24 protein-coding genes and 1 pseudogene are annotated in these 21,298 nt (G+C 68.0%); 12 read left to right on the forward strand and 13 right to left on the reverse strand.

What is annotated here, in order from left to right; translation table 11 throughout:
• Positions 1-5: 5 nt before the first annotated feature.
• A complete protein-coding gene (locus tag AC5Y5V_RS14415; protein ID WP_499936125.1) occupies positions 6-539 on the reverse strand; it encodes an alkyl hydroperoxide reductase in 534 nt (177 codons plus the stop codon).
• A complete protein-coding gene (locus tag AC5Y5V_RS14420; RefSeq protein ID WP_499936129.1) occupies positions 536-1,123 on the reverse strand; it encodes a peroxiredoxin in 588 nt (195 codons plus the stop codon). Before AC5Y5V_RS14420 ends, AC5Y5V_RS14415 begins: the two co-directional genes overlap by 4 nt.
• A gap of 108 nt (positions 1,124-1,231) precedes the next feature.
• Here AC5Y5V_RS14420 and AC5Y5V_RS14425 point away from each other — a divergent pair, with 108 nt between their 5' ends.
• Genes AC5Y5V_RS14425 through AC5Y5V_RS14435 form a run of 3 tightly spaced genes read left to right on the forward strand, consistent with a single transcriptional unit; the run spans position 1,232 to position 3,328 of the window.
• On the forward strand, positions 1,232-2,167 hold the full coding sequence (locus AC5Y5V_RS14425) for a hydrogen peroxide-inducible genes activator (RefSeq protein ID WP_499936132.1): 936 nt from the start codon (positions 1,232-1,234) through the stop codon (positions 2,165-2,167).
• Positions 2,168-2,177: 10 nt separating this feature from the next.
• A complete protein-coding gene (locus AC5Y5V_RS14430) occupies positions 2,178-2,888 on the forward strand; it encodes an EthD domain-containing protein (protein ID WP_499936135.1) in 711 nt (236 codons plus the stop codon).
• Entirely contained in the window at positions 2,885-3,328 is a 444-nt protein-coding gene (locus AC5Y5V_RS14435) for a TIGR03618 family F420-dependent PPOX class oxidoreductase (protein ID WP_499936139.1), read from the forward strand. The genes AC5Y5V_RS14430 and AC5Y5V_RS14435 overlap by 4 nt, the downstream gene beginning before the upstream one ends.
• 54 nt (positions 3,329-3,382) lie before the next feature.
• On the opposite strand, the gene AC5Y5V_RS14440 is transcribed toward AC5Y5V_RS14435, so the two are convergent.
• Complete coding sequence (locus AC5Y5V_RS14440) at positions 3,383-4,219, reverse strand: SDR family oxidoreductase (RefSeq protein ID WP_499936141.1); 837 nt, start codon at positions 4,217-4,219, stop codon at positions 3,383-3,385.
• A gap of 106 nt (positions 4,220-4,325) precedes the next feature.
• On the opposite strand from AC5Y5V_RS14440, the gene AC5Y5V_RS14445 reads away from it, so the two are divergent.
• Positions 4,326-5,090 carry an enoyl-CoA hydratase/isomerase family protein gene (locus AC5Y5V_RS14445; RefSeq protein ID WP_499936145.1) on the forward strand — a complete coding sequence of 255 codons (765 nt, stop codon included), beginning with the start codon at positions 4,326-4,328 and terminating at the stop codon, positions 5,088-5,090.
• 402 nt (positions 5,091-5,492) lie between these two features.
• Here AC5Y5V_RS14445 and AC5Y5V_RS14450 read toward each other — a convergent pair whose 3' ends face one another.
• Positions 5,493-5,681 (reverse strand): (2Fe-2S)-binding protein, encoded by a 189-nt coding sequence (locus tag AC5Y5V_RS14450; protein ID WP_499936149.1) that lies wholly within the window; start codon positions 5,679-5,681, stop codon positions 5,493-5,495.
• A 273-nt stretch (positions 5,682-5,954) separates the two neighbouring features.
• Here AC5Y5V_RS14450 and bfr point away from each other — a divergent pair, with 273 nt between their 5' ends.
• The 7 genes from bfr to AC5Y5V_RS14485 are packed head-to-tail and all read left to right on the forward strand — an operon-like array spanning position 5,955 to position 12,758.
• A complete protein-coding gene (bfr, locus tag AC5Y5V_RS14455) occupies positions 5,955-6,434 on the forward strand; it encodes a bacterioferritin (protein ID WP_499936153.1) in 480 nt (159 codons plus the stop codon).
• On the forward strand, positions 6,431-8,512 hold the full coding sequence (locus AC5Y5V_RS14460) for an MDR family MFS transporter (RefSeq protein WP_499936439.1): 2,082 nt from the start codon (positions 6,431-6,433) through the stop codon (positions 8,510-8,512). The genes bfr and AC5Y5V_RS14460 overlap by 4 nt, the downstream gene beginning before the upstream one ends.
• Positions 8,509-9,003, forward strand: a complete 495-nt coding sequence (locus AC5Y5V_RS14465) for a carboxymuconolactone decarboxylase family protein (RefSeq protein ID WP_499936157.1) — start codon at positions 8,509-8,511, stop codon at positions 9,001-9,003. The genes AC5Y5V_RS14460 and AC5Y5V_RS14465 overlap by 4 nt, the downstream gene beginning before the upstream one ends.
• Before the next feature lie 10 nt (positions 9,004-9,013).
• Positions 9,014-10,366 (forward strand): type I glutamate--ammonia ligase, encoded by a 1,353-nt coding sequence (locus AC5Y5V_RS14470; RefSeq protein ID WP_499936160.1) that lies wholly within the window; start codon positions 9,014-9,016, stop codon positions 10,364-10,366.
• Positions 10,354-11,460, forward strand: coding sequence for an amidohydrolase family protein (locus AC5Y5V_RS14475; protein WP_499936163.1), 1,107 nt, complete (start codon positions 10,354-10,356; stop codon positions 11,458-11,460). The genes AC5Y5V_RS14470 and AC5Y5V_RS14475 overlap by 13 nt, the downstream gene beginning before the upstream one ends.
• 30 nt (positions 11,461-11,490) lie before the next feature.
• Positions 11,491-12,324, forward strand: coding sequence for a lysophospholipid acyltransferase family protein (locus tag AC5Y5V_RS14480; protein WP_499936165.1), 834 nt, complete (start codon positions 11,491-11,493; stop codon positions 12,322-12,324).
• Positions 12,324-12,758, forward strand: coding sequence for an SRPBCC family protein (locus AC5Y5V_RS14485; protein ID WP_499936167.1), 435 nt, complete (start codon positions 12,324-12,326; stop codon positions 12,756-12,758). Before AC5Y5V_RS14480 ends, AC5Y5V_RS14485 begins: the two co-directional genes overlap by 1 nt.
• Before the next feature lie 66 nt (positions 12,759-12,824).
• Here the strand turns inward: AC5Y5V_RS14485 and AC5Y5V_RS14490 are convergent, their stop codons facing one another.
• From AC5Y5V_RS14490 to AC5Y5V_RS14525, 8 genes and pseudogenes are all read right to left on the reverse strand, one after another.
• Positions 12,825-14,195, reverse strand: coding sequence for a phenylacetate--CoA ligase family protein (locus tag AC5Y5V_RS14490; RefSeq protein WP_499936169.1), 1,371 nt, complete (start codon positions 14,193-14,195; stop codon positions 12,825-12,827).
• 94 nt (positions 14,196-14,289) lie between these two features.
• Complete coding sequence (locus tag AC5Y5V_RS14495; protein WP_499936171.1) at positions 14,290-14,736, reverse strand: nuclear transport factor 2 family protein; 447 nt, start codon at positions 14,734-14,736, stop codon at positions 14,290-14,292.
• A gap of 114 nt (positions 14,737-14,850) precedes the next feature.
• Complete coding sequence (locus AC5Y5V_RS14500) at positions 14,851-16,179, reverse strand: cytochrome P450 (protein WP_499936173.1); 1,329 nt, start codon at positions 16,177-16,179, stop codon at positions 14,851-14,853.
• Between the two features lie 16 nt (positions 16,180-16,195).
• The gene (locus tag AC5Y5V_RS14505; RefSeq protein ID WP_499936175.1) at positions 16,196-16,630 is read right to left on the reverse strand and encodes a lipoprotein LpqH; all 435 of its coding nucleotides are present in this window, start codon (positions 16,628-16,630) and stop codon (positions 16,196-16,198) included.
• Positions 16,631-16,703: 73 nt separating this feature from the next.
• Positions 16,704-17,546, reverse strand: coding sequence for an SDR family oxidoreductase (locus tag AC5Y5V_RS14510; protein WP_499936177.1), 843 nt, complete (start codon positions 17,544-17,546; stop codon positions 16,704-16,706).
• 12 nt (positions 17,547-17,558) lie between these two features.
• Positions 17,559-18,031, reverse strand: a pseudogene (locus tag AC5Y5V_RS14515) (SRPBCC family protein).
• 45 nt (positions 18,032-18,076) lie between these two features.
• Positions 18,077-18,490 carry a resuscitation-promoting factor RpfC gene (gene rpfC / locus AC5Y5V_RS14520; RefSeq protein ID WP_499936179.1) on the reverse strand — a complete coding sequence of 138 codons (414 nt, stop codon included), beginning with the start codon at positions 18,488-18,490 and terminating at the stop codon, positions 18,077-18,079.
• Between the two features lie 111 nt (positions 18,491-18,601).
• Positions 18,602-19,183: a chorismate mutase gene (locus AC5Y5V_RS14525; RefSeq protein ID WP_499936181.1), complete on the reverse strand. Its 582-nt coding sequence runs from the start codon at positions 19,181-19,183 to the stop codon at positions 18,602-18,604.
• 73 nt (positions 19,184-19,256) lie between these two features.
• Between AC5Y5V_RS14525 and AC5Y5V_RS14530 the strand changes: the two genes are divergently transcribed.
• The gene (locus AC5Y5V_RS14530; protein ID WP_499936441.1) at positions 19,257-19,805 is read left to right on the forward strand and encodes a lipoprotein LppJ family protein; all 549 of its coding nucleotides are present in this window, start codon (positions 19,257-19,259) and stop codon (positions 19,803-19,805) included.
• Between the two features lie 82 nt (positions 19,806-19,887).
• Here the strand turns inward: AC5Y5V_RS14530 and ag85B are convergent, their stop codons facing one another.
• Positions 19,888-20,862, reverse strand: a complete 975-nt coding sequence (gene ag85B, locus AC5Y5V_RS14535) for a diacylglycerol acyltransferase/mycolyltransferase Ag85B (RefSeq protein ID WP_499936183.1) — start codon at positions 20,860-20,862, stop codon at positions 19,888-19,890.
• Positions 20,863-21,298: the final 436 nt, after the last annotated feature.

Here is a 21,298-nt window from a genome sequence, read left to right on the forward strand (position 1 = left end):
CCAGGCTAGATCGGGGCCAGCGCCTGCGCGGTGCTGACCGCCTGGGCCACCCCCGAAACGATGGCCGCGACCTTCAGCGCCTCCAGAACGGCCTCCCGGCTCACATCGGCCTCGCGCAGCGTGTGCTCATGGGCGACCACGCAGTGCGAGCAGCCGTTGATCGACGAGACCGCGAAGCTCCAGAGCTCGAAGTTCGCTTTGTCCACACCGGGATTAGCGATGATGTTCATCCGCAGCCCCGGGCGCAGGTCGTCGTAACGGCCGTCGAGGAAGCCGCGACCGCGGTAGAACACGTTGTTCATGCCCATGATCGACGCCGCGCCCAGCGCGGCCTGGTATGCCTCGGCGGACAGGTAGTCGCCCGCCTCGGCGCTGATTTCGGCCAGCACCTGCGCATTTCGCGTCGCGGCGGCACTGGCCAGCAGGGTGCCCCACAGCTGCTCCTCGGTGAGCGCGGTGCTGCGGGTGATCGAGCCCAGGTTGAGCTTGAGGTCCTTGGCGTAGTCGGGCAGCGCGGCCTTGAGATTTTCGACGCTCATGCGGAGGCCTTCAGCAGCTCACCGGCGTTCAGCGTCGGGTCACCCTTGCGCCAGTTGCAGGCGCACAGCTCGTCACTCTGCAAGGCGTCCAGCACCCGCAGCACCTCGTCGACGTTGCGGCCGACGGATCCCGCTGTCGCGGAGACGAATTGGATCTCGTTGTTGGGGTCCACGATGAAGGTCACCCGGTCCGCGACCCCGTCGGCGTTGAGCACCCCGGTGGCCTGCGCGAGCTCGCGCTTGATGTCCGAGAGCATGGGGAAGGGCAACTTCTTGAGCTCCTCATGCTGTGCGCGCCACTGGAAGTGCACGAATTCGCTGTCGATCGAGACACCGAGCACCTGCGTGTCGCGGTCCTCGAACTCGTCGTTGAGCTTGCCGAACGCCGCGATCTCCGTCGGGCACACGAAGGTGAAGTCCTTGGGCCAGAAGAACACGACGCGCCACTTGCCGGGGTGGTCGTCGCTGGAGACCGTGGTGAAGTAGTCTCCGGGTTGCTGCGCGTCGACCTGCGAGAGGTCGCCCCCGATCAGCGCGGTCACGCGGTAGGCCGGGAACTGGTCGCCAATCGTCAACAGGGACATATCGCTCCTTTATCGGATTCTGGATTCAATCAAGAAATATGGTCTTCTCCCATGGTGCTCTGCGCCCGCTATGAAGTAAAGGTGATTTGTCCCACTAGACTGATAGGCATGACCGATAAGACTTACCAGCCCACCCTGGCCGGGCTGCGGGCGTTCGTCGCGGTGGCGGACAGGCAGCATTTCGGCAGTGCGGCAACGGCTCTCGAGGTGAGCCAGTCGACGCTGTCGCAGGCGTTGGCCGCGCTGGAGCTGGGCCTCGGCGCCCGCCTGGTCGAGCGATCCACACGCCGAGTCTTCCTGACGGCCGAAGGCGCCCAGCTGCTGCCGCTGGCACGGGCGGCAGTGGAGGCGGCGGAGGCCTTCAGCGTGGCCGCCGCGGGGATCGCCGACCCGCTGCACGGCACCGTCCGGCTGGGCCTGATACCAACGGTGGCCCCCTACGTACTGCCGACGCTGTTGGCGGGGCTTGCCGGCCGCCTGCCCGACCTGACGCTGCGGGTGATCGAAGACCGGACCGAGGACCTGCTGACGATGCTGCGGGAGGGCTCCGTGGACGCGGCGCTGATCGCATTGCCGGCCGATTCGACCGGAGTCACCGAGGTGGCGATCTACGACGAGGATTTCGTGCTGGCCGTGCCCGTCGGCCACCCGCTGGCCGACAGGCGCCGGGTGCAGTCCGCGGTGCTCGCGGAACTGCCGCTGCTCCTGCTGGACGAGGGCCATTGCCTCCGTGACCAGGCGCTCGACTTCTGCCGGCAGGCGGGGGTCCAGGCCGAACTGGCCGACACCAGGGCGGCCTCGCTGGCGACCGCCGTGCAGTGCGTCGCCGGGGGACTGGGGGTCACGCTGATCCCCGAGAGCGCGGTGTCGGTGGAGTCGGCGCGCAGCCGGCTCGGGCTCGCGCGGTTCGCCGCGCCCCGGCCGGGGCGTCGCATCGGGCTGGTGTTCCGGACGTCCAGCGGGCGCGACGAGGCCTACCGGCGGCTCGCCGCGGCGATCGGAGACTTGGTCAGCGCCGAACAACCCGTGCGCCTGACGCGTTAAGTTCAGCTTCATGGAGAAGGTAATCGCCGTGCTGCGGCGCGCCGAGGCGGCCGACGACTGGTGCGCCCGCCAACGCGGACCGGTCGCCGAGGAGCTGCTGGCGCTGGGCGTGCGCGGTCTGACCATCAACGTGCGCGACGGCGCGGTGCGCCACTCGCTGATGACCCTGACGACGCTGGACCCGCCGGTGGCCGCGATCGTGAGCCTGTGGACCCAGCAGTGCTACGGGGAACAGGCAACGGCGGCGCTGGGCGTGCTGGCCGCGGAATGCGAACGGCTCAGCGCCTACCTGGTGACCGAGTCCGTCCCGCTGCCCGGCCCGACGACCGAATCCGGTGCGCGCACACCGGGTTTAGCCAACATCGCGCTGCTGCGCCGCCCGGACGGTATGGACCTCGACACCTGGCTGACCCGCTGGCAGCGCGACCACACACCGGTGGCCATCGAGACCCAGTCGACGTTCGGCTACACCCAGAACTGGGTGGTCCGGGCCCTCACACCGGACGCCCCGGGAATCGCGGGGATCGTCGAGGAGTTGTTCCCCGACGAGGCGGTCACCGACCTCAAGGCGTTCTTCGGCGCGGCGGACGACGCGGACCTGCAGCACCGGCTGGGCCGAATGATCGCCAGCACCACCGCATTCGGCGCCAACGAGAACATCGACACGGTGCCGACCAGCCGCTACGTGTTCAAGACACCGTTCGAAGGGGCGAGCACATGACCACACTCGACGACGCGGTGGCGCTGGCCGCGGATGAAAGCGGCCTGGCGGTGGTATCCACCGTCCGCGCCGACGGGACCGTGCAGGCGTCGCTGGTCAACGTCGGCCTGCTGCCGCATCCGGACAGCGGCGAACAGGTATTGGGGTTCACCACCTACGGCAAGGTCAAGCTCGCCAATCTGCGGGCGCGGCCGCCCCTGGCCGTCACGTTCAAGAAGGGCTGGCAGTGGGCGACGGTCGAGGGCCGCGCGGAGCTGGCCGGCCCCGACGACGCCGCGCCCTGGCTGGCCGAGCCTGACCGGTTGCGGCTGCTGCTGCGCGAGGTGTTCACCGCCGCCGGCGGCACCCACGACGACTGGGACGAGTACGACCGGGTGATGGCCGCCGAGCGTAGGGCCGTCGTGTTGATCGCCCCGACCCGGGTGTACAGCAACGGCTAAATGTGCCGAGCAGACGCAAAAGCCCCCTATTTCGGCCCGAAATGCTCGCCGGGGTCAGTAGATGTAGTTTTCGCCGCTGGCCCGCACGGTGATGTCGCTCAGGTTGATTCCCCAGGGCTGATCGATGACGTGCACCACCGCGTTCGCCAGGTCGTCGGGAGTGATCAGCCAGTACTGCACCGAGTCCACGTCGGTCTGCTCAGGCCGTAGGCCCCCGCTCTGCAGACCGGCGACATTCTCGAAGAACTGGGCGGCTTTATGCCCGGCGATGCCGACGGCCGCCGCCTCGTTGACGACGCCGCTGGCGAGATTGGTGCCCAGCACGCCCGTCGGCTTGACCGTGGTCACCTTGATCTTGCCCTGGGCCTCGACCCGCAACGAGTCGGAAAGCACATCGACGGCCGCCTTGGTCGCGCTGTACACGCCGGAGCCTTCGGTTCCGGCGTTGCCGTAGATGGACGAAATGTTCACGACCTGCCCCCGGCCCTGCGCGATCATCGTGTCGTAGACGGCCGAGATGCCGTTCACGACGCCCTTGATGTTGATGTCGATCGCCTTGTGCCACTTCTCCCAGGCGCGTTCGTGGTCGGCGAAAAACGCCAGCGGCATCACTCCCGCGTTGTTGACGATCACGTCGATCGCGCCGTAGGTGTCGACGGCGTGCTGCGCCGCCGCCTTGACCTGGCCGATGTCGGTAACATCGGCGACCTGGGCGGTGCCTTCGAAGCCGGCGGCCCGGATGCCGTCGAACACCTGGTTGAGGTTTTCGGCGCTGACGTCCACGCCGACGACTTTCGCGCCCCCGGCGGCGCACTTCTCGGAAATCAGCTTGCCGAACCCGCTGCCTGCGCCGGTGACGATGACGACCTTGTCTTTCAAATATTGCGACATACCTTTTCCTACCTCACCGCGGGCCGCCGAGCAGACGCAAAAGCACCTCATTTCGGCACGAAATGGGGGCTTTTGCGTCTGCTCGGCGGTGATAGGTTGGCAACTCGTGATGCTGCAGATCGACGACCAGAACCGGGTGCGCACCCTCACGCTCAACCGGCCCGAGGCCCTCAACGCCTTCAACGAGGCCCTCTACGACGCCACCGCGCAGGCCCTGTTGGACGCCGCCGACGATCCGGAGGTCGCGGTCGTCCTGCTGACGGGCACCGGCCGCGGCTTTTCCGCCGGTACCGACCTCGCCGAGATGCAGGCCCGCATCACCGACCCGAACTTCACCCCCGGCAAGTACGGCTTCCCCGGCCTGATCGACGCGCTAGGCCGGTTCCCCAAGCCGTTGATCTGCGCGGTCAACGGCGTCGGCGTGGGGATCGGCGCGACCATCCTCGGCTACGCCGACCTGGCCTTCATGTCGTCAACCGCGCGCCTGAAATGCCCGTTCACCAGCCTCGGTGTGGCGCCCGAGGCGGCGTCGTCGTACCTGCTGCCGCAGCTGGTGGGCCGGCAGAACGCGGCGTGGTTGTTGATGTCCTCGGAGTGGGTCGACGCCGCCGAGGCGCTTCGAATGGGCCTGGTGTGGCGGGTCTGCGAACCCGACGAGCTGCTGCCCGAAGCCCGTCGGCACGCCGAAGTGCTCGCCGCCCGGCCGATTTCGAGCCTGATGGCGGTCAAGCACACGATCGTCGAACCGGTCCGTCCGGAGATCCTGGCCGCGACCACCCGGGAAAACGCGCACTTCGCCGAGCTGATGGGGACACAGGCGAATGCCGCCGCGCTGGCGGATTTCAACCAGGGCCGGGCCGTCCCGCGCTGAGACTTAAACTACGCACACCCGTCCCGGCGTGTCGCGTGCCTAGGTTAAGTGTCGCGACGACCTCGCGACGACCAGGCGGCGACGGCGGCGTCCGCCCGCCGGCGAGCGGCTCGAGACTTAATCCACACACACCCGTCCCGGCGTGTCGTGTGCCTAGGTTAAGTGTCGCGGCGAGCAGGCGACGACGAGGCGGCGACGACGGCGTCCGCCCGCCGGCGAGCGGCTCGAAACTTAATCCACGCACACCCGTCCCAGCGTGTCGTGTGCACAGGTTAAGTGTCGCGGCGACGAGGCGGCGACGGCGGCGTCCGCCCGCCGGCGAGCGGCTCGAAACTTAATCCACGCACACCCGTCCCGGCGCGTCGTGTGCGTAGGTTAAGTGTCGCGGCGAGCACCGGGCAACTAGCCCGCTGGAACGGCCTGCTCGAGCTGGGCCGCGGCGGCGATGATCGCCCGCAGCGTGCGCCGGCAGCGCCCGCAGTCCGCACCGGCACCGCACGCCGCGGCAACCTCCTTGGACGTCGACGCCCCCCGCGCCACACACTCGGAAACGGTGTGGTTGGTGGCCCCGACGCACAGGCATACGTACATCAAAACCCCTGGGTGACGACGACGAACCGAACGGGCCGCATGTTAGTGGAGTCTAACCTAAGTAGATTAGTGGAGTCTAACCTAAGTAACGACCCGCGCCCGAAACTTTGCCGGTCCGTGACGCGCCGACCGGACAGGAATCATCGCGCCGGCCGACTCCCACTGGACTAGATTTGAACCCGGCACGTCGGTTGCAGCCCGACCGGCGCGGTGGTGCTCCAGCCCAGCCCACCTGCCGCAGCACAACTACGCCCCCACAGCCGAGGAGTGGACATGCAAGGTGATCCGGATGTTCTGCGCCTGCTCAACGAGCAATTGACCAGCGAATTGACCGCCATCAACCAGTACTTCCTGCACTCCAAGATGCAAGACAACTGGGGTTTCACCGAGTTGGCGGAGCACACCCGCGCGGAGTCCTTCGACGAAATGCGGCACGCCGAGGCGATCACCGATCGCATCCTGCTGCTCGACGGCCTGCCGAACTACCAGCGCATCGGGTCACTGCGCGTCGGGCAGACCCTGCGCGAACAGTTCGAGGCCGACCTGGCGATCGAATACGACGTGCTGAACCGGCTGCGGCCCGGCATCATCATGTGCCGCGAGAAGCAGGACAGCACCAGCGCCACCCTGCTGGAAAAGATCGTCGCCGACGAGGAACTCCACGTCGACTACCTGGAGACGCAGCTGGAGTTGATGGACAAGCTGGGCGAGGCGCTGTACTCGGCGCAGTGCGTCTCGCGTCCGCCGAGCTGACGGGCACACGAGGCGGCCAGGTCACCGCCGCGGACTCCGGCAATGCGACGCTGATCAGCCCACAGCGCCGCAACTTCATCTTCCTGGCGATCGCGCTGGGCATGCTGCTTGCGGCGCTGGACCAGACGATCGTCGCGACCGCGCTGCCGACCATCGTCGCCGACCTCGGCGATGCCGGCCACCAATCCTGGGTGGTGACCAGCTACCTGCTGGCCTCTACGGTCGTCACCGCGCTGGTGGGCAAGCTGGGCGACCTGTTCGGGCGCAAGCGGGTGTTCCAGGTCGCGGTCGTCTGCTTCGTCATCGGGTCGGTATTGTGCGGGCTCGCGCAGTCGATGACCATGCTGGTCGGGGCGCGCGCGTTGCAGGGCATCGGCGGCGGCGCGATCACCGTCACCGCGAGCGCGCTGATCGGCGAGGTGGTGCCGCTGCGGGAGCGGGGGCGCTACCAGGGCATCCTCGGCGCGGTTTTCGGCGTCACCACCGTCATCGGCCCGCTGCTGGGCGGGTACTTCACCGACTACCTGACCTGGCGGTGGGCGTTCTGGATCAACGTGCCGGTCTCGGTCGTGGTCATTATGGTGGCGACGGTGGCCCTCCCGGTCATCGCCGAGAGGGACTCGTCCGCCAAGCCCGTGATCGACTACCCCGGCATCGCGCTCGTCGGGCTGGGTGCCACCGGCCTGACGCTGGCCACCAGCTGGGGCGGCACGCGCTACCCATGGACCTCGCCGATGATTATCGGGCTATTCGCCGGCGCCGCGGTGGCGCTGGCCGCGTTCGTCTGGGCGGAAAACCGCGCGCCCGAACCGATCCTGCCGATACGGCTGTTCCGCAGTCCGGTGTTCACCGTCTGCTGCGTGCTGGCCTTCGTGGTCGGGTTCGCAATGCTGGGCGCGATGACGTTCCTGCCCACCTACATGCAATACGTCAACGGTGTCTCGGCTACCACGTCGGGCCTGCGCACGCTGCCGATGGTGGTCGGCATGCTGATCACCTCGACGGGCAGCGGCACCCTGGTCGGACGGACGGGGCGCTACAAGGTCTTTCCGGTGACCGGCACCGCGCTGATGGCCGTCGCGTTCCTGCTGATGTCGCGGATGGAGGTGTCGACACCGGCCCTGGTGCAATCGGTCTACCTGTTCATCCTGGGCGCCGGCATCGGGCTGTCCATGCAGGTGCTGGTGCTGATCGTGCAGAACACCTCGAACTTCGAAGACCTCGGCGTGGCCACGTCGGGCGTGACGTTCTTTCGCACCATCGGCAGCTCGTTCGGCGCCGCGATATTCGGCTCGCTGTTCGTCAACTTCCTCAACCGCCGGATGGGCGCGGCAATTGCGGCAAGCGGGGCACGAGCGGACGCCGTCAGCTCTCCGGCGGTGCTGCACCGGCAGCCGCATGCCGTGGCCGCGCCGATCGTGGCGGCCTATTCCGAGTCGCTGACCCTGGTGTTCCTGTGCGCGGCCCCGGTTGCCGCCGTCGGGTTCGTGCTGGCGCTGTTCCTGCGCGAGGTGCCGCTGCGCGACATCCACAACAGCGCCGTCGATCTCGGCGACGGGTTCGGCATGCCCAACCCCGAGACGCCGGAACGGATGCTGGAGAACGCGATAGCCCGCATGCTGCGCGGCGAGCCGGGGGTGCGGCTGCGCAGCATCGCGATGCGGCCCGACTGCCGCCTCGACGTGGCCGGGCTGTGGGGCGTGATGCGCACCTACCGCTACGCGCAGATGTACGGGACGGCGCGGCTGACCGACATCGCCGAATACCAGCGGCTGCCGTTCGAGGTGCTGGAACCGACGTTCGCCCGCCTGGTCGCCACTGGCTACGTGCAGCGCGATGGCGACCGGATGTGGCTGACCCCCGCCGGGACCCAGCAGGTCGCCTACGTGCACTCGCTGCTGTTGGCCTGGATCGTCGACAAGCTGTCCCGCTCACCCGGCTTTGCCGGCCGTCCGGACCGCGGCGAGGTCGAGGCCGCTCTGCAGCGCGTCGCGCATCGGGTTCTGGCCCAACGCGATTGGAACGACGAGGCGCCGACGGTCGCGTTGCGACGGCCCGGGCGTACCATCACGCCATGAGCCGAATCGGACAGTTCGCCGACGACGACATCTACAGCTGGGCCACCGTGTCCCCGGATCTCGGCGGCGCGATCGCCAAGTTCAGCCAGGCGGTCTACACCAAGAACCGGCTGCCGATGCGCACTCGCGAACTCGCCCGGGCGGTGATCGCCGACGCCAACGAATGCGTCGTGTGCGCCAACACCCGCGACGCCGACGGCCCGGCCGCCGGTGTCGACGAAGAGCTCTACGAGCACGCCACCGAGTGGCGCACCTGGCCGGGGTACAGCGAGCAGGAGCGCCTGGCGGCCGAGTTCGCGCACCGATTCGCGACCGAGCACACCAAGCTGCGCGACGACGAGGACTTCTGGAGCCGGGCGGGCGAGCATTTCTCCGAGGAGCTGCTTGCGGACCTCGCGATGTCCTGCGCGCTATGGGTCGGCATGGGGCGCATGCTGCGGACTCTCGATATCGGGCAGACCTGCAAGCTGACGCTGCCCAGCCGCGCCTGATCGAGCGCTCATGACCGCGACGCCCCTCGCCGCGGCGGCGATCGCCCAACTGGAGGCCGAGGGCGTCGACACCGTCATCGGCACCGTGGTGAACCCGGCCGGGCTCACCCAGGCCAAGACGGTGCCAATCCGCCGGACCAATACGTTTGCCGACCCCGGCCTCGGGGCCAGCCCGTCGTGGCACGCCTTCGCCATCGACCAGACCGGCATCGCGTTCACCCGAGACGTCGGCGTCGTCGGCGACCAGCGTGTCCGCATCGACCTCTCTGCGCTGCGCATCGTCGGCGACGGCCTGGCCTGGGCTCCGGGCGCGTTCTTCGAGCAGGACGGCGCGCCCGTGCCGGCCTGCACCCGGGGCACGCTGCAGCGGGTCCAGGCCGCGCTCGCCGACGCCGGTGTCGAGGCGGCGGTCGGCCACGAGATCGAGTTCCTGCTGGTCGATGCGGACGGGGGGCGGCTGCCGTCGACGCTGTGGGCGCAATACGGCCTCGCCGGGGTGCTCGAGTACGAGGACTTCGTCCGCGACGTCAACATCGCGGCCACCGCGGCCGGTGTAGGTATCGAGCAGTTCCACGCCGAATACGGGCCCAACCAGTTCGAGATCTCGTTGGCGCCGCTGGCGCCCGTGGCCGCCGCCGACCAGCTGGTGCTGACCCGGCTCATCCTCGGTCGCGCCGCCCGCCGGCACGGGCTGCGGATCAGCCTGTCGCCGGCGCCCTTCGCCGGCAGCGTCGGATCCGGTGCCCACCAGCACTTCTCGCTGCGCACGTCGGACGGGCCGCTCTTTTCCGACGGCACCGGCGCGAACGGCATGACCCCGCAAGGGGAGAGCGCGGTGATGGGCGTGCTGCGCGGGCTGCGCGAGGCGCAGGGCATCCTGTGCGGGTCGATCGTGTCCGGACTGCGGCTGCGTCCGGGCAACTGGGCGGGCGCCTACGTGTGCTGGGGAACCGAGAACCGGGAAGCTGCCGTGCGGTTCGTCAAGGGCGGACCCGGCAACCCGCACGGGGGCAACGTGGAAGTGAAGGTCGTCGACCCGTCGGCGAATCCGTACCTGGCGTCGGCGGTGATCCTCGGGCTGGCGCTGGACGGGATCCGCGGCAATTCCGAACTACCGCCGGAGACGACGACGGATCCGGCCAAGCTCTCCGACTCGGACCGGCGCCGCGCCGGCATCCTGCGGCTGCCCGAAGCCCAAGCCGAAGCCCTTGCCGCGCTGGATGGTTCGCGGCTGGTGCGGGGGATACTCGGCGACGCCGTCGTCGACATGGTGGTGGCGGTGCGGCGAATGGAACACGACCGCTACGCGAAGCTGCGCCCCGAGTCGCTGGCGGACAAGTTCCGGATGGCGTGGAGTCTGTGAGCGACCTGGCGGGGCACATCGCCGACGTCGCCCTGATCGACCAGCATGTGCATGGCTGCTGGTTGACGGCGGGGGACCGGTCGCGGTTCGAGAACGCCCTCAACGAGGCCAACACCGAGCCGATCACCCACTCCGGCTTCGACTCGCAACTCGGGTTCGCCGTCCGCACCCACTGCGCCCCGCTGCTGGGCCTGCCGAGACATAGTGAGCCGCAGGCGTATTGGGAGCACCGCAGCAGCCTCGGCGAAGCCGAACTGGCCCGCCTGTTCCTGTCGGCCGCCGGTGTGACGGACTGGCTGGTGGACACCGGAATCGGCACCGACACCGCGGGCCTCGGCGAATTGGCGGAGCTGTCCGGGGGTCGCGCCCACGAGGTGGTCCGCCTCGAGCAGGTGGCCGAGCAGGCCGCGGCCGCCCCCGGCGACTACGCGTCGGCGTTCGACGAAATCCTGCGCCGGCGCGCGGCGGGCGCCGTCGGCACCAAGTCCGTCCTGGCCTACCGCGGGGGCTTCGACGGCGACCTGAGCGAGCCGTCCGCGGCGCAGGTCGCCGACGCCGCGGCCCGGTGGCGCGACGAAGGCGGCGTCCGGTTGTGCGACCGGGTGTTGCTGCGGTTCGGACTGCACCGGGCGTTGCGGCTGGGCAAGCCGCTGCAATTTCACGTCGGCCTCGGCGACCGGGACTGCGACCTGCACAAGACCAACCCGCTGTATCTGCTCGACTTTCTGCGGCAGTCCGGCGATACCCCGATCGTGCTGCTGCACTGCTATCCGTACGAACGCGAGGCGGGCTACCTGGCGCAGGCCTTCAACAACGTCTACCTGGACGGCGGGCTCAGCGTGAACTATCTGGGCGCCCGCGCTCCGGCGTTCGTCGCCCGACTGCTGGAGCTCTCGCCGTTCGCAAAGATCGTCTACTCCTCGGACGGCTACGGCCCCGCGGAACTGCATTATCTGGGTGCGGCTCTGTGGCGCAACGGTATTCACCGGGTGCTGAGCGGGTTCGTGGAGGACGGCGACTGGAGCGAGGCGGACGCGATGCGGGTGGTCGACCTGATTGCGCACGCCAACGCCGCGCGGATATACGGCGTTTGACCTTGGGCGACGGCGGGTATGAGGGCGATTATGAGCGCCGTGGGCGATGTCTTGGATTGGACGCGCAAGCAAGTGTCATCCCGGGTCCCCAAAGCCGACCTCGACCAGCGCGACCCCGACTACATCCGCGACCAGCTGCCCGGCACCTGGCTGCTGGCGTCGCTGTATTTTCGCGCGGACGTGACCGGGCTGGACCGCATTCCTGCCGAGGGGCCCGTGCTGCTCGTCGGCAACCACAGCGGCGGCAACGTGCCTCCCGATACGTTCGTCTTCACGCTGGCCTTCTGCTCCTATTTCGGCGTGGAGCGTCCCTTCTATCAATTGGCCCACAACCTCGTGGTCTCGGCGCCGCCGCTGGGTTGGCTCCGCAAATTCGGCACCGTGGCCGCCAACCACGAAAATGCCCGGCTCGCATTGGAATCCGGGGCCGCGCTGCTGGTCTATCCGGGCGGTGACTACGAGGTGTTCCGGCCCTCGTGGGAGCGCCACAAGGTGGACTTCGGTGGACGGATGGGCTACGTGCGACTGGCCCGTGATGCGGGCGTGCCGATCGTCCCCGTCGCCAGCGTCGGCGGCCAGGAGAGCGCGCTGTTCCTCAACCGCGGGCAATGGCTGGCCAAGCTGCTGATGGCGGATAAGTTGCTGCGACTCAAGAGCATACCGATCTCGCTGGCGCTGCCGTGGGGGCTGAACATCAGCGACCTGGCCGGGCACATCCCGCTGCCGTCGAAGATCGCGATCGAGGTGCAGGAGCCGATCGAGGCGGACGGTGACGACGAGGCGGTGCATGACAAGGTGATGGCCAGCCTGCAGGAGGGCGTCGACCGGCTGGCCGCCAAGCGGCGATTCCCGGTGCTCGGCTGATGCGCGTCGAACGGCAGTGCGTGATCGACGCGGACCGCGACGTGGTCTGGAAGGTCGTCAGCGACCCGGACCGCTACCCGTCGTTCATGACGAACCTCGAGCGCTGGGAGACCGCCAACGACCAACCGGCCGGTGTCGGGGCCCGCTATACCGTGCACTGGAAGGTCGGCTCGGTGCCGGTGGGCGGTCTGATCGAGGTGGTCGAATTCGACGAGAAGCGCGACATTGCCTGGGTGGGCATCACGGGTATCACCCTGCGCGGCCGGATCCGGTTGCGCGAGGCCGGCGAGGACCGGACGAAAGTGACGTTCCGGTTGTCGTATCAGGCACCCGGGGGGCTGTTCGGCTATATCGCCGACCGGATCGCGGTGCGTCAGGTGGGCCGCAACGTCGCCGCCACCCTGAAATCGTTGAAGCGCCTCGTCGAGACTTAGTTGCGCGAACAGTCGCAAAAGGTCCTCATTTCGGCACGAACTGCGGGCTTTTGCGTCTGCTCGCCGTTAGAGCGGGACGAACCGCCGCAGCTTTCCGCTGGCCTCGTGCCGCCGCAGGCTGTCGAGGGCGCGGACCTGGATCGTCGGCTCGGGCAGCCCGTAGGCCCGCAGCGCGGCGGTCAGCGCGGCGGCCACGGCCGCAACATCCGGCCGCCCGACGACCACAACGTCTGCGCCCGTTACGGTCTGGGTGACCTGGTACTCGGACACCCGCGGGTCGGTGCCCAGCACGTGGCGAAACGCAATCGGCGGCACCAGGATTGTGCCGTAACGGAAGTCGTCGTCGCGGCGACCGCCGACGTCGGCGATGCGCGCGAAGGCGCTGCCGCAGGCGCAGCGTCCGCCCAAGGCCTGCACCTGGTCGCCGAGGTCGTAGCGGATAAACGGAAACGTCCGGTTGGCCAGGCCGGTGGCCAACGTGCGCGCCGCCGGCTGGTCGGGGCCGACGGGGTTCCCGTCGTCGTCGACCCGTTCGAGGATGACCTCGTCCTCGCACACATGCAGGCCCTGGCCATACCCGCAGCCCACCGCCTGGACGCCGATTTCCGTTGAGCCCCAAACGTTGTGCAGCGCGGGATCCCAGGCCGCCACGATGGCGTCGCGGTCCTCGTCGAGCAGCGGCTCGGAGTTGGTGCTCACCCGAACCGGCGTGATGCGCAGGTCACCGCTCAGCGCGGCGCGGGCAAGCCGCCCGATCACCGACGGATAGCCCACCAGGTGGGTGGGTGCGGCGGCGGCGACCGCGGCCAGTACGTCGTCGAACGGTGCGCCCGCGGGGATTACGACCGTCTCCATGTCCGCCGTGGTCGGCATGTCGAACAGGGGGGTGCTGGCATGCGGAGGGACACCGGCCTCCAGCACGGCCAGCCGGGCGGGGCCGGCGAAACCGGACGCGCGACGCTCCTCACGCACCTGGGTGCGCCAGGCCACGCAGGCCGTCGAGACGAACGAGTCCCAATCCCACGCGTACACGCCGCGCACCCCGCTGGAGCCACCGGAGCTGAAGATCTGCTGATCGCGAGCGGTGTAGGAAAACCATTGCTGCTCAACGAGTATGCGCTCCGCACCGGCCCGGTCGAGGCCGGGCGCGGTGACGACGGCATCCCACCGCTGCTGGGCGTCCTGCTTGGTCATCACGGGCAGCCGCGCCAGGTCGGCAACCGTCGCGTCGGCCGGGTCCAGGCCCCGCAGGCGTTCGGCGTGAAACGGCGACCGCTCCCGCGCGTAGGCCAGTAGCGCCCGCAGCCGATGCGTCTGGTAGCCCTCGATCTGCCGGCGCGTCCAGTCCAGGCGTGCGACGTGGTCCTCGAGGCCGGCCTGCACCGCGCTCAGGTGCGCGGCGCGCATGCGCTCGTAGGCCGCCCGCGCCGTCTGCATGAGTGTGAGTTTGGCACGCGGTTGTGGGTTCCGTGCATGGACTTGTGTCACCCTGTGCGCTGCGCGCCCATGCCGCTCTGAGCGGACGATGGCGTCAGACGATCCCCGACGCGTCGAAAATCCAGCTGGTGTCCCCGGCGGCCAGGTCGTCGAAGTAGTTCGCCGGCGCGAAGCTGTAGAGGGTGTTGAAGTCCGAATAGTCCTTCCACACAGTGATCTTGCCGTCAACAACTTTGTGGACCGAGACGAACCTCAGACGCCCCGTTTCGCCGGTGTCGAACGTCCAGGTCTCCGAATGCTCGTACATCACGTCGGGGCCGTTGGACACCAGCACTCCGGCGTGGTTCTCGTAGCCGGCCAGCGGCTCCAAGCCCAGCCTGAGCCGCGTGACGATGTCTTCGGGACCGCGCGCCGACACCGCGGGCATCGGCATGTCGACGTAGAGGCAGTCCGGCGACAGGAACGACTTGACCGCATCCCAGTCCCGCCGCGACAGCGCCTGCCACAGCCCAAGTACCGCCTCGGCCTCGACGGTATTCATAGAACCCTCTGTCTTAAGTGCCATAGCTGCCAATAACACCCGGCCGGGACCCGGGTGTCAACGGATGTGCCCCTGAACCCCCGCTCGACCCCCGCGAGCAGACGCAAAGGTTCCTCAGTTCGGCACGAAATGGGTGCTTTTGCGTCTGCTCGCCCCTAGATTCACCGGCAGCGACGACCACCCCCGCAATACCCGGGTGTCACGCCGGCTTCCCGCGCCCGCGGACCGCACCTCGGGGAAACGCTCGAAGAACGTCCGCAACCCCACTTCACCCTCGGCGCGGGCCAGGGCGGCGCCCAGGCAGAAGTGCCGGCCGCCGGAGAACGCCAGATGACGGCCGGCGTTGGCGCGCTCGACGTCGAAGCGGTGCGGATCGGGGAACACCTCGGGGTCCCGGTTGGCCGCGGCCAGGTATACGACCACCAACTCGCCGCGCTCGAGATGCCTGCCCGCCAGCTCGACGTCGTTGAGCGCAACCCGCGCGGTGAGCTGGACCGGCGAATCCCGCCGCAGGATCTCCTCCACCGCGTTGGGCCACAGCTCGGGGCGCTGCCGCAGCTTGGCCAGCTGCTCGGGGTAGTCCAGCAACATCCGAATCCCGTTGCCCAGCAGGTTCACCGTGGTTTCGAACCCCGCCGCCAGCACCAGGCCGGCCAGCGCCTGCAGCTCGGGTTCGCTGAGATGCGCCTCGGCGGGGCCGTTCTCGGAACGCTGGATCAACTGGCTCATCAGGTCGTCGCCGGGGTTGCGCCGCAGCCGCCCCAGGTGTTCGCCGAGCCACTGGTTGAATCCGGCGATACCGTCCTGCACGCGGCGGTACTGCTTCCACGGCAGGCCGAAGTCCAGGCTCGGCGCGGCCAACTCACCGAACTCCAGCACGCGCGGTCGATCCTTTTCGGGCACACCGAGGATGTCGCTGATGATCGCGACCGGGAGCTGCGAACAATATCCCCCGACGATGTCGACGACGCCACCACCGGACCCGAGCTGATCCAGCAGGTTGCTCGCGGTCAGCTCGACGCGATCACGCAGCGCGGCGACCGCCCTGCTGGTGAACACCGCCGACACCGTCTTGCGGTAGCGGGTGTGGTCCGGCGGCTCCACGGCCAGCAGCGACGGCGGCCGCAGCGGATGCAGCAGATCGTCGCGCGCGCGGGCCTCCAGCCAGCGCATCGGGGCGGGCAGGTTCGACCCCACCATCAGCACCCGGAAATCGTCGGAGCGCAGCAGGTCGTGGGCGAGGGTGTCGCCGATGGCCAGGTAGGTGACGCGGCTCTTCAGCAGCGGGCCGCGCGGCCGCAGCTCGTCGTAGAACGCCTCCGGGTCGGCGAGCACCAGCGGATCGGCGATCAGCCTGGCCTGCAGATCACCCTGGCGGACACCGACTTTCGCGACGCTGCGGACAAACCCATGCAGCGCAAGCCAGTGCAATCTCTGCTTCACCGCTTCACCGTTCGGGCTAGCAGTCGGCGACGATCTTGAAGTCCGTCGTCACGACCTTGTTCGGATTCTTGCTGTTGATGCCGTAGGCGCTGCCGGTGATCGTGTAGGTGCTCTTGGCGTGGTCGACGCGGGTCTCACCCACGCCACCCGCCCAGGCGCTGCCGTTGAACCCGTCGACGTTGTGGATCTTCACATATTTCGGGATCGCCTTATCGCCGGTGATCAGCATTACCGCTTCCACGTGGCCTTCGTGCTGGCGGATGTCGATGGTCTGATATTGCCCTTTGTCGGCGCCGACCCGACTGCACGCGGGTGGGCTGGTGAGGTGCGTGGCGCCGTCCAGGGTCAGGTGTCCGGCCGCGCGGGGCACCGTCTCGGTACCTCCGCACCCCACGACGCCGGCGACGACGAGCGAAGCAATGCCAGCCACCTTGACCCATCGGTGTGTCACCCGGTCACCTCCATCCCGTCCATCCCGTCGCAGCGGCCCACGCCAGCTCGTGAGCGAAGTGTGCTACGAAAATCTACCTTTGTCTCGGCATCAGTCGAGGTAGTGCCTTCGCCATTTGATTTCTCACTAGCTCGGGGCTGAGCCCCTTGAACCGGTCAATCCAGCGAATGCTGTTGGGCACGTACCAGTGCAGCCGGGTCGGGTGCTGGTAGGCCTGCCACGCCACCTCGGCTACGGCGCTGGCGGGGATCAGCCGGAACATGCCCTTCTTGGGCGCGGTGGCGCGCAGCTGCTCGGCCGACATCTGCGGGGCACCGGGGTCGGAGTGGTTGGGTGTCGAGGTCAGGATGCCGGTGTCGATCAGGCCGGGCAGCACGTCGGCGACCCGCACACCGTGCCGCCGCCATTCCACGCTCAGGGCCTCGGTCAACCCCTTCACCCCGTGCTTGGTCGCCGAATAGACCGCCAGATGCGGCATGCCGTAGGTGCCCGAGGACGACGACGTCGAGAACATCAGGGCGCCCGGCGTCTTCTTCAGATACGGCAGTGCCCCGTAGGCGCCGGTCAGCACCGCCTTGAAGTTCACGTCGACGACCCGCATGGCGTCGTCGTAGGGCACGTCCTCGAACCAGCCGCTGGCGCCGATGCCGGCGTTGTTCCACATCATGTCGAGGCCGCCGCCCGCGTTTCCGGCACAAAAATCGGCGAGAGCGGAATCCAGGGCCGACTTGTCCGTCACGTCGACGACTCGGGTCCACAGCCCGGCGCCGAGCTCCACGCTCAGTGATTCCAGGCCTTCCTCGTTGCGGTCCACCGCGCCGACGCGCCAGCCTTTGGCATGGAACAGTCTCGCGCCCTCCCTGCCCATGCCGCTGCCGGCCCCGGTGATGAAGACGGATTTGACGACGCCCGGCATGAGCTGGCCCCCTTACGCCGTTTCGACTACTTCTTTGATCCGCTGGAGCGTTTAGTCATATCGCGGACATTGCGGCGTTTACGAAGAAATCCGCCGAATACCCAATAGATGGAATTAAATGGCGACGGATTCAGCCGAAATGACTCGGTCACCTCGGTGCCGTCGCCGGCCGGGGCTAAGCGGTAATGCCAATTATTAACTGCGCGGTCGCCCAGCAATACCGCAAAGCCGAATTCACGGCCGGGTTCGCAGGCGGTCACCTCGCATGTCGTCCAGTAGACGGGTCCTATCTCGTTCCGCTTGACGTGCCCCCGGAAGCGGGCGCCGAGTTCGGGGCCGGTCGCGCCGCCCAACCACTCTGCCTCCATTACTTCGGGGGAGAAGCGCCCAGTGTTACGCACATCCGCGATCAGATCCCAGATCTTGTCCGCGGACGCCGCCATGTGAACCGTCGCCGAACCTTCCATGGCCTGATCCAAACACAGGTTGGCGCCCGGTGATAGCCCTCCCTGCCGGCCCGACGCGGGTCTCTACTGACGCGGGGTCGCCGCCGCGATGATCTGGTTGATGATCGAGGTGATTCCGCGTCCCGGCTTCGACCACACCGCTGTGGGCAGGCCAGATGCGGTGCCGCACTTGGGCCAGGCGTCCAGGCCCTGGTCGGCCAGCACCCGGTTGGCCACCGCGATCTGCTGCTCCCGGGACGCGGCGGCGGGGTTGCCGACGCCGCCGTGCTCGACCCAGGTCTGCGGCTTGAACTGCAGCCCGCCGTACGCGCCGTTACCGGTGTTGGCGTGCCAATTCCCACCCGACTCGCACTGCGCAACGGCGTCCCAGTTGGGCGTGGGAGCGGCGCTGGCGACACCGGTGGACAGGGTCATCGAAGCTGCGACTAGCCCGCCGAACACTGCGGACGCGGCGAGCGACTTGCGGAACTTGGTCATGTCAAGTTTTTCGCCCGGCGTGTCTAAAGTGTTACCGATCCGAATATTCCGCGAGATAAGAAATCTATGGCATCGAGATCGGCAGGTCAGCGGCCAAAATACCCCCGGAAATCAGGCCGGCGGGCCCTGACAATAGGAATGAGAAACCATTAAGAGTATTCTCTGAAAAAGGCTGTTGAGCTGGTGTGCTCTTATCACATCACCGCGCGCCGCGTCGAGTTGAGCGGCACAATCCGCCGAGTGCAATACGTCCCAGTCGAGCGTCAACTGGTGCAACATCTCCTGGTTGAGGGCATCGATCGCGGACCGCGACGCCGACAGGTCCGGTGGCGCGGCCGGCACGGTGGTGGGGTCGAGCTTCCAGTCCGCGAACCGGCTGTATTCCAGCGCCTCGGTGCCGTTGATCTGGTCACCGAAGACCTGCGCGACGTAGTCCGGGTCGAGGTGTTGCGCGCCGGCCGCGGCCCGCAGCCTGGCGAGCTCTTGACGCACGCGGCCCGGATCTTCGATGGGCAGGCCGGCGTGCCACTTGAACGCCGCCACCGGCTCGGCGACCTGCAGCCGGCGTGCCGCCGCGTCGACCAGCCCGGTCAGCGGTCCGGCACCCTCGGCCCGCGCGGGCGTCGGGCCAATGAGCGGCGACAGGCCGACCAGGACGGTGAGGAGGGCGCGCAGACGGCGTCTGGTGCTCATGCACCCAATCATGGCCCGGATCGGCGACTAGCCTGGGCGCATTGATACTGCCAAGAACCCGAGAGTCGGCTGGCTGCGCTCGTGGCGGGCCCGGGCGCTAATCGCCGCCGCGTTTCTGGTCGCGTTGTCGCTGGGCGCGGCGTATCTCGTGGTGGACGAGCTGCATCCGTCGCGATCCGCCACCCCGAAGTGGCCGGCCAATCCGCTTACCGACGGTCAGAGTCAGGCCCAGGTGGTCGACGCGGCCAGACAGATCGTCGACCTCGCGGGACTGCGGACCACGTCGGCCGGCTATCTGCCGATGTCCTGCATGAACGAACACGATCCGCCCTACCGGGGCACGATCTATCTGGACTTTGCGACGCCCGCCGACGTACCCGCTGACGTCTACTTCCCGGCGATCGCCGCCACGCTGGTTACTCACGGCTGGGCCGAAGAGGCCCCGCCCGCCACGCGCGCGTTCGGCCGGAGCCTGTCCAAGGACGAGGTCTCCGCGACCGTCTACCGCAACGACGACCAACCGGCCATGGGCGTCCTGCGCATCCACGGCGAGTGCCGCAACGTCAACGACCACCGCCACTCAGGCTGGACCGACGTCACCGACCAGCTCAAACCCCGGTAGCGGCCCCTGAAACGCCTACTGCGCCTGATGGCCGGATTGCTCCGGGCCGTCAGGCGCAGTAGGACTGTCGTGCGTCGTGCGGTTAGGCGTGTGCGCCCAGCGCGCCCTGCAGGTCACCCTTCATGGCGTTGAGCTGCGCACCCCAGTACTCCCAGCTGTGCGTGCCGTTCGGCGGGAAGTTGAACACGGCGTTGTGGCCGCCCGCGGCGGTGTACTGCTCCTGGAACTTCAGGTTGCTGTCGCGGACGAAGTTCTCCAGGAACTCGGCCGGGATGTTGCCGCCGCCCAGCTCGTTCGGGCTGCCGTTGCCGCAGTAGATCCACAGGCGGGTGTTGTTGGCCACCAGCGCGGGAATCTGGACCGTGGGGTCGTTGCGTTGCCACGCGGGGTCGTTCTCCGGGCCCCACATGTCTTCCTTCTTGTACCCGCCGGCGTCACCCATCGCCAGGCCGATCCAGCCCTGCGACTTCGACGGGGTCATCAGGGCCGACATCGATCCGGCGTAGATGAACTGCTGCGGGTGGTAGACGGACAGGATCAGGGCCGAGGCACCGGCCATCGAGAGACCGACGGCCGCGCTGCCGGTGGGCTTGACACTCCGGTTGGCGGACAGCCAGCTCGGCAGCTCGCTGGTAATGAACGTCTCCCACTTGTAGGTGGTGCAGCCGGCCTTACCACAGGCTGGCTTGTACCAGTCGCTGTAGAAGCTGGACTGTCCACCGACCGGCATGACGACCGAGATGCCCGACTGGTAGTACCACTCGAACGCCGGGGTGTTGATGTCCCAGCCGTTGTAGTCGTCCTGCGCGCGCAGGCCATCCAGCAGGTAGAGGGCGGGCGAACCGTTGCCGCCGCTCTGGAACTGGACCTTGATCTCGCGGCCCATGGCCGCCGACGGCACCATCAGGTACTCCACAGGCAGACCCGGCCGCGAGAACGCTCCCGCGGGCGCTGCTCCGCCGGCAAGACCGACCAAGCCAGGCAGCGTCGCCGCCGCCGCAGCACCGACCAAAAGCCGGCGCCCCCAGGCCCGGACCTTCTCGCTCACTACTGTCATACCTGCGCCCCTTATCCTTACTGTCCGTCGCGCGTTCCCGGCAGAATTTACCGTGACAATCGCCCGAATGTCGATCTGGGTGCGAAGCTATCTCAGTTTTGTATCGATTACTCCCACGAATACAACAACTGTGATATACGCGCGGCAAACCTCGTAGCAACGCCCCACAGCGGATATAGAACCACAGGACCAGCCAAAATGGCGGTAGCACACGCCGACAACACGCCGAACAGACGGTGTCCGGCGCACTGTACAAAGCTGACCTAATCAAAATCATGTGCCCGTTTTCCGGTGGCCTCCGAGGGTCGCGCAATGCGTCTGCGGGCGACCAGGGCCGCGCTCGCCAATATTGACGCGTTGGACATAGGCGGCGGCCGGCCGGGAGGTCGGCGGCCGGTGGGGCCGCGGCACCCGGGCGGCCCAATTTGCGTCGACC

The sequence above is a fragment of the Mycobacterium sp. NGS68 genome, from assembly GCF_059812195.1.

Coding starts and splice junctions, on each gene's coding strand:
- AC5Y5V_RS14495 (WP_499936171.1), bottom strand. CDS start 14,736: ATGAATACCGTCGAGGCCGAGGCGGTACTTGGGCTGTGGCAGGCGCTG.
- AC5Y5V_RS14465 (WP_499936157.1), top strand. CDS start 8,509: ATGAGCCGAATCGGACAGTTCGCCGACGACGACATCTACAGCTGGGCC.
- AC5Y5V_RS14415 (WP_499936125.1), bottom strand. CDS start 539: ATGAGCGTCGAAAATCTCAAGGCCGCGCTGCCCGACTACGCCAAGGAC.
- bfr (WP_499936153.1), top strand. CDS start 5,955: ATGCAAGGTGATCCGGATGTTCTGCGCCTGCTCAACGAGCAATTGACC.
- ag85B (WP_499936183.1), bottom strand. CDS start 20,862: ATGACAGTAGTGAGCGAGAAGGTCCGGGCCTGGGGGCGCCGGCTTTTG.
- AC5Y5V_RS14425 (WP_499936132.1), top strand. CDS start 1,232: ATGACCGATAAGACTTACCAGCCCACCCTGGCCGGGCTGCGGGCGTTC.
- AC5Y5V_RS14470 (WP_499936160.1), top strand. CDS start 9,014: ATGACCGCGACGCCCCTCGCCGCGGCGGCGATCGCCCAACTGGAGGCC.
- AC5Y5V_RS14450 (WP_499936149.1), bottom strand. CDS start 5,681: ATGTACGTATGCCTGTGCGTCGGGGCCACCAACCACACCGTTTCCGAG.
- AC5Y5V_RS14490 (WP_499936169.1), bottom strand. CDS start 14,195: ATGCAGACGGCGCGGGCGGCCTACGAGCGCATGCGCGCCGCGCACCTG.
- AC5Y5V_RS14430 (WP_499936135.1), top strand. CDS start 2,178: ATGGAGAAGGTAATCGCCGTGCTGCGGCGCGCCGAGGCGGCCGACGAC.
- AC5Y5V_RS14435 (WP_499936139.1), top strand. CDS start 2,885: ATGACCACACTCGACGACGCGGTGGCGCTGGCCGCGGATGAAAGCGGC.
- AC5Y5V_RS14485 (WP_499936167.1), top strand. CDS start 12,324: ATGCGCGTCGAACGGCAGTGCGTGATCGACGCGGACCGCGACGTGGTC.
- AC5Y5V_RS14420 (WP_499936129.1), bottom strand. CDS start 1,123: ATGTCCCTGTTGACGATTGGCGACCAGTTCCCGGCCTACCGCGTGACC.
- AC5Y5V_RS14440 (WP_499936141.1), bottom strand. CDS start 4,219: ATGTCGCAATATTTGAAAGACAAGGTCGTCATCGTCACCGGCGCAGGC.
- AC5Y5V_RS14510 (WP_499936177.1), bottom strand. CDS start 17,546: ATGCCGGGCGTCGTCAAATCCGTCTTCATCACCGGGGCCGGCAGCGGC.
- rpfC (WP_499936179.1), bottom strand. CDS start 18,490: ATGACCAAGTTCCGCAAGTCGCTCGCCGCGTCCGCAGTGTTCGGCGGG.
- AC5Y5V_RS14525 (WP_499936181.1), bottom strand. CDS start 19,183: ATGAGCACCAGACGCCGTCTGCGCGCCCTCCTCACCGTCCTGGTCGGC.
- AC5Y5V_RS14480 (WP_499936165.1), top strand. CDS start 11,491: ATGAGCGCCGTGGGCGATGTCTTGGATTGGACGCGCAAGCAAGTGTCA.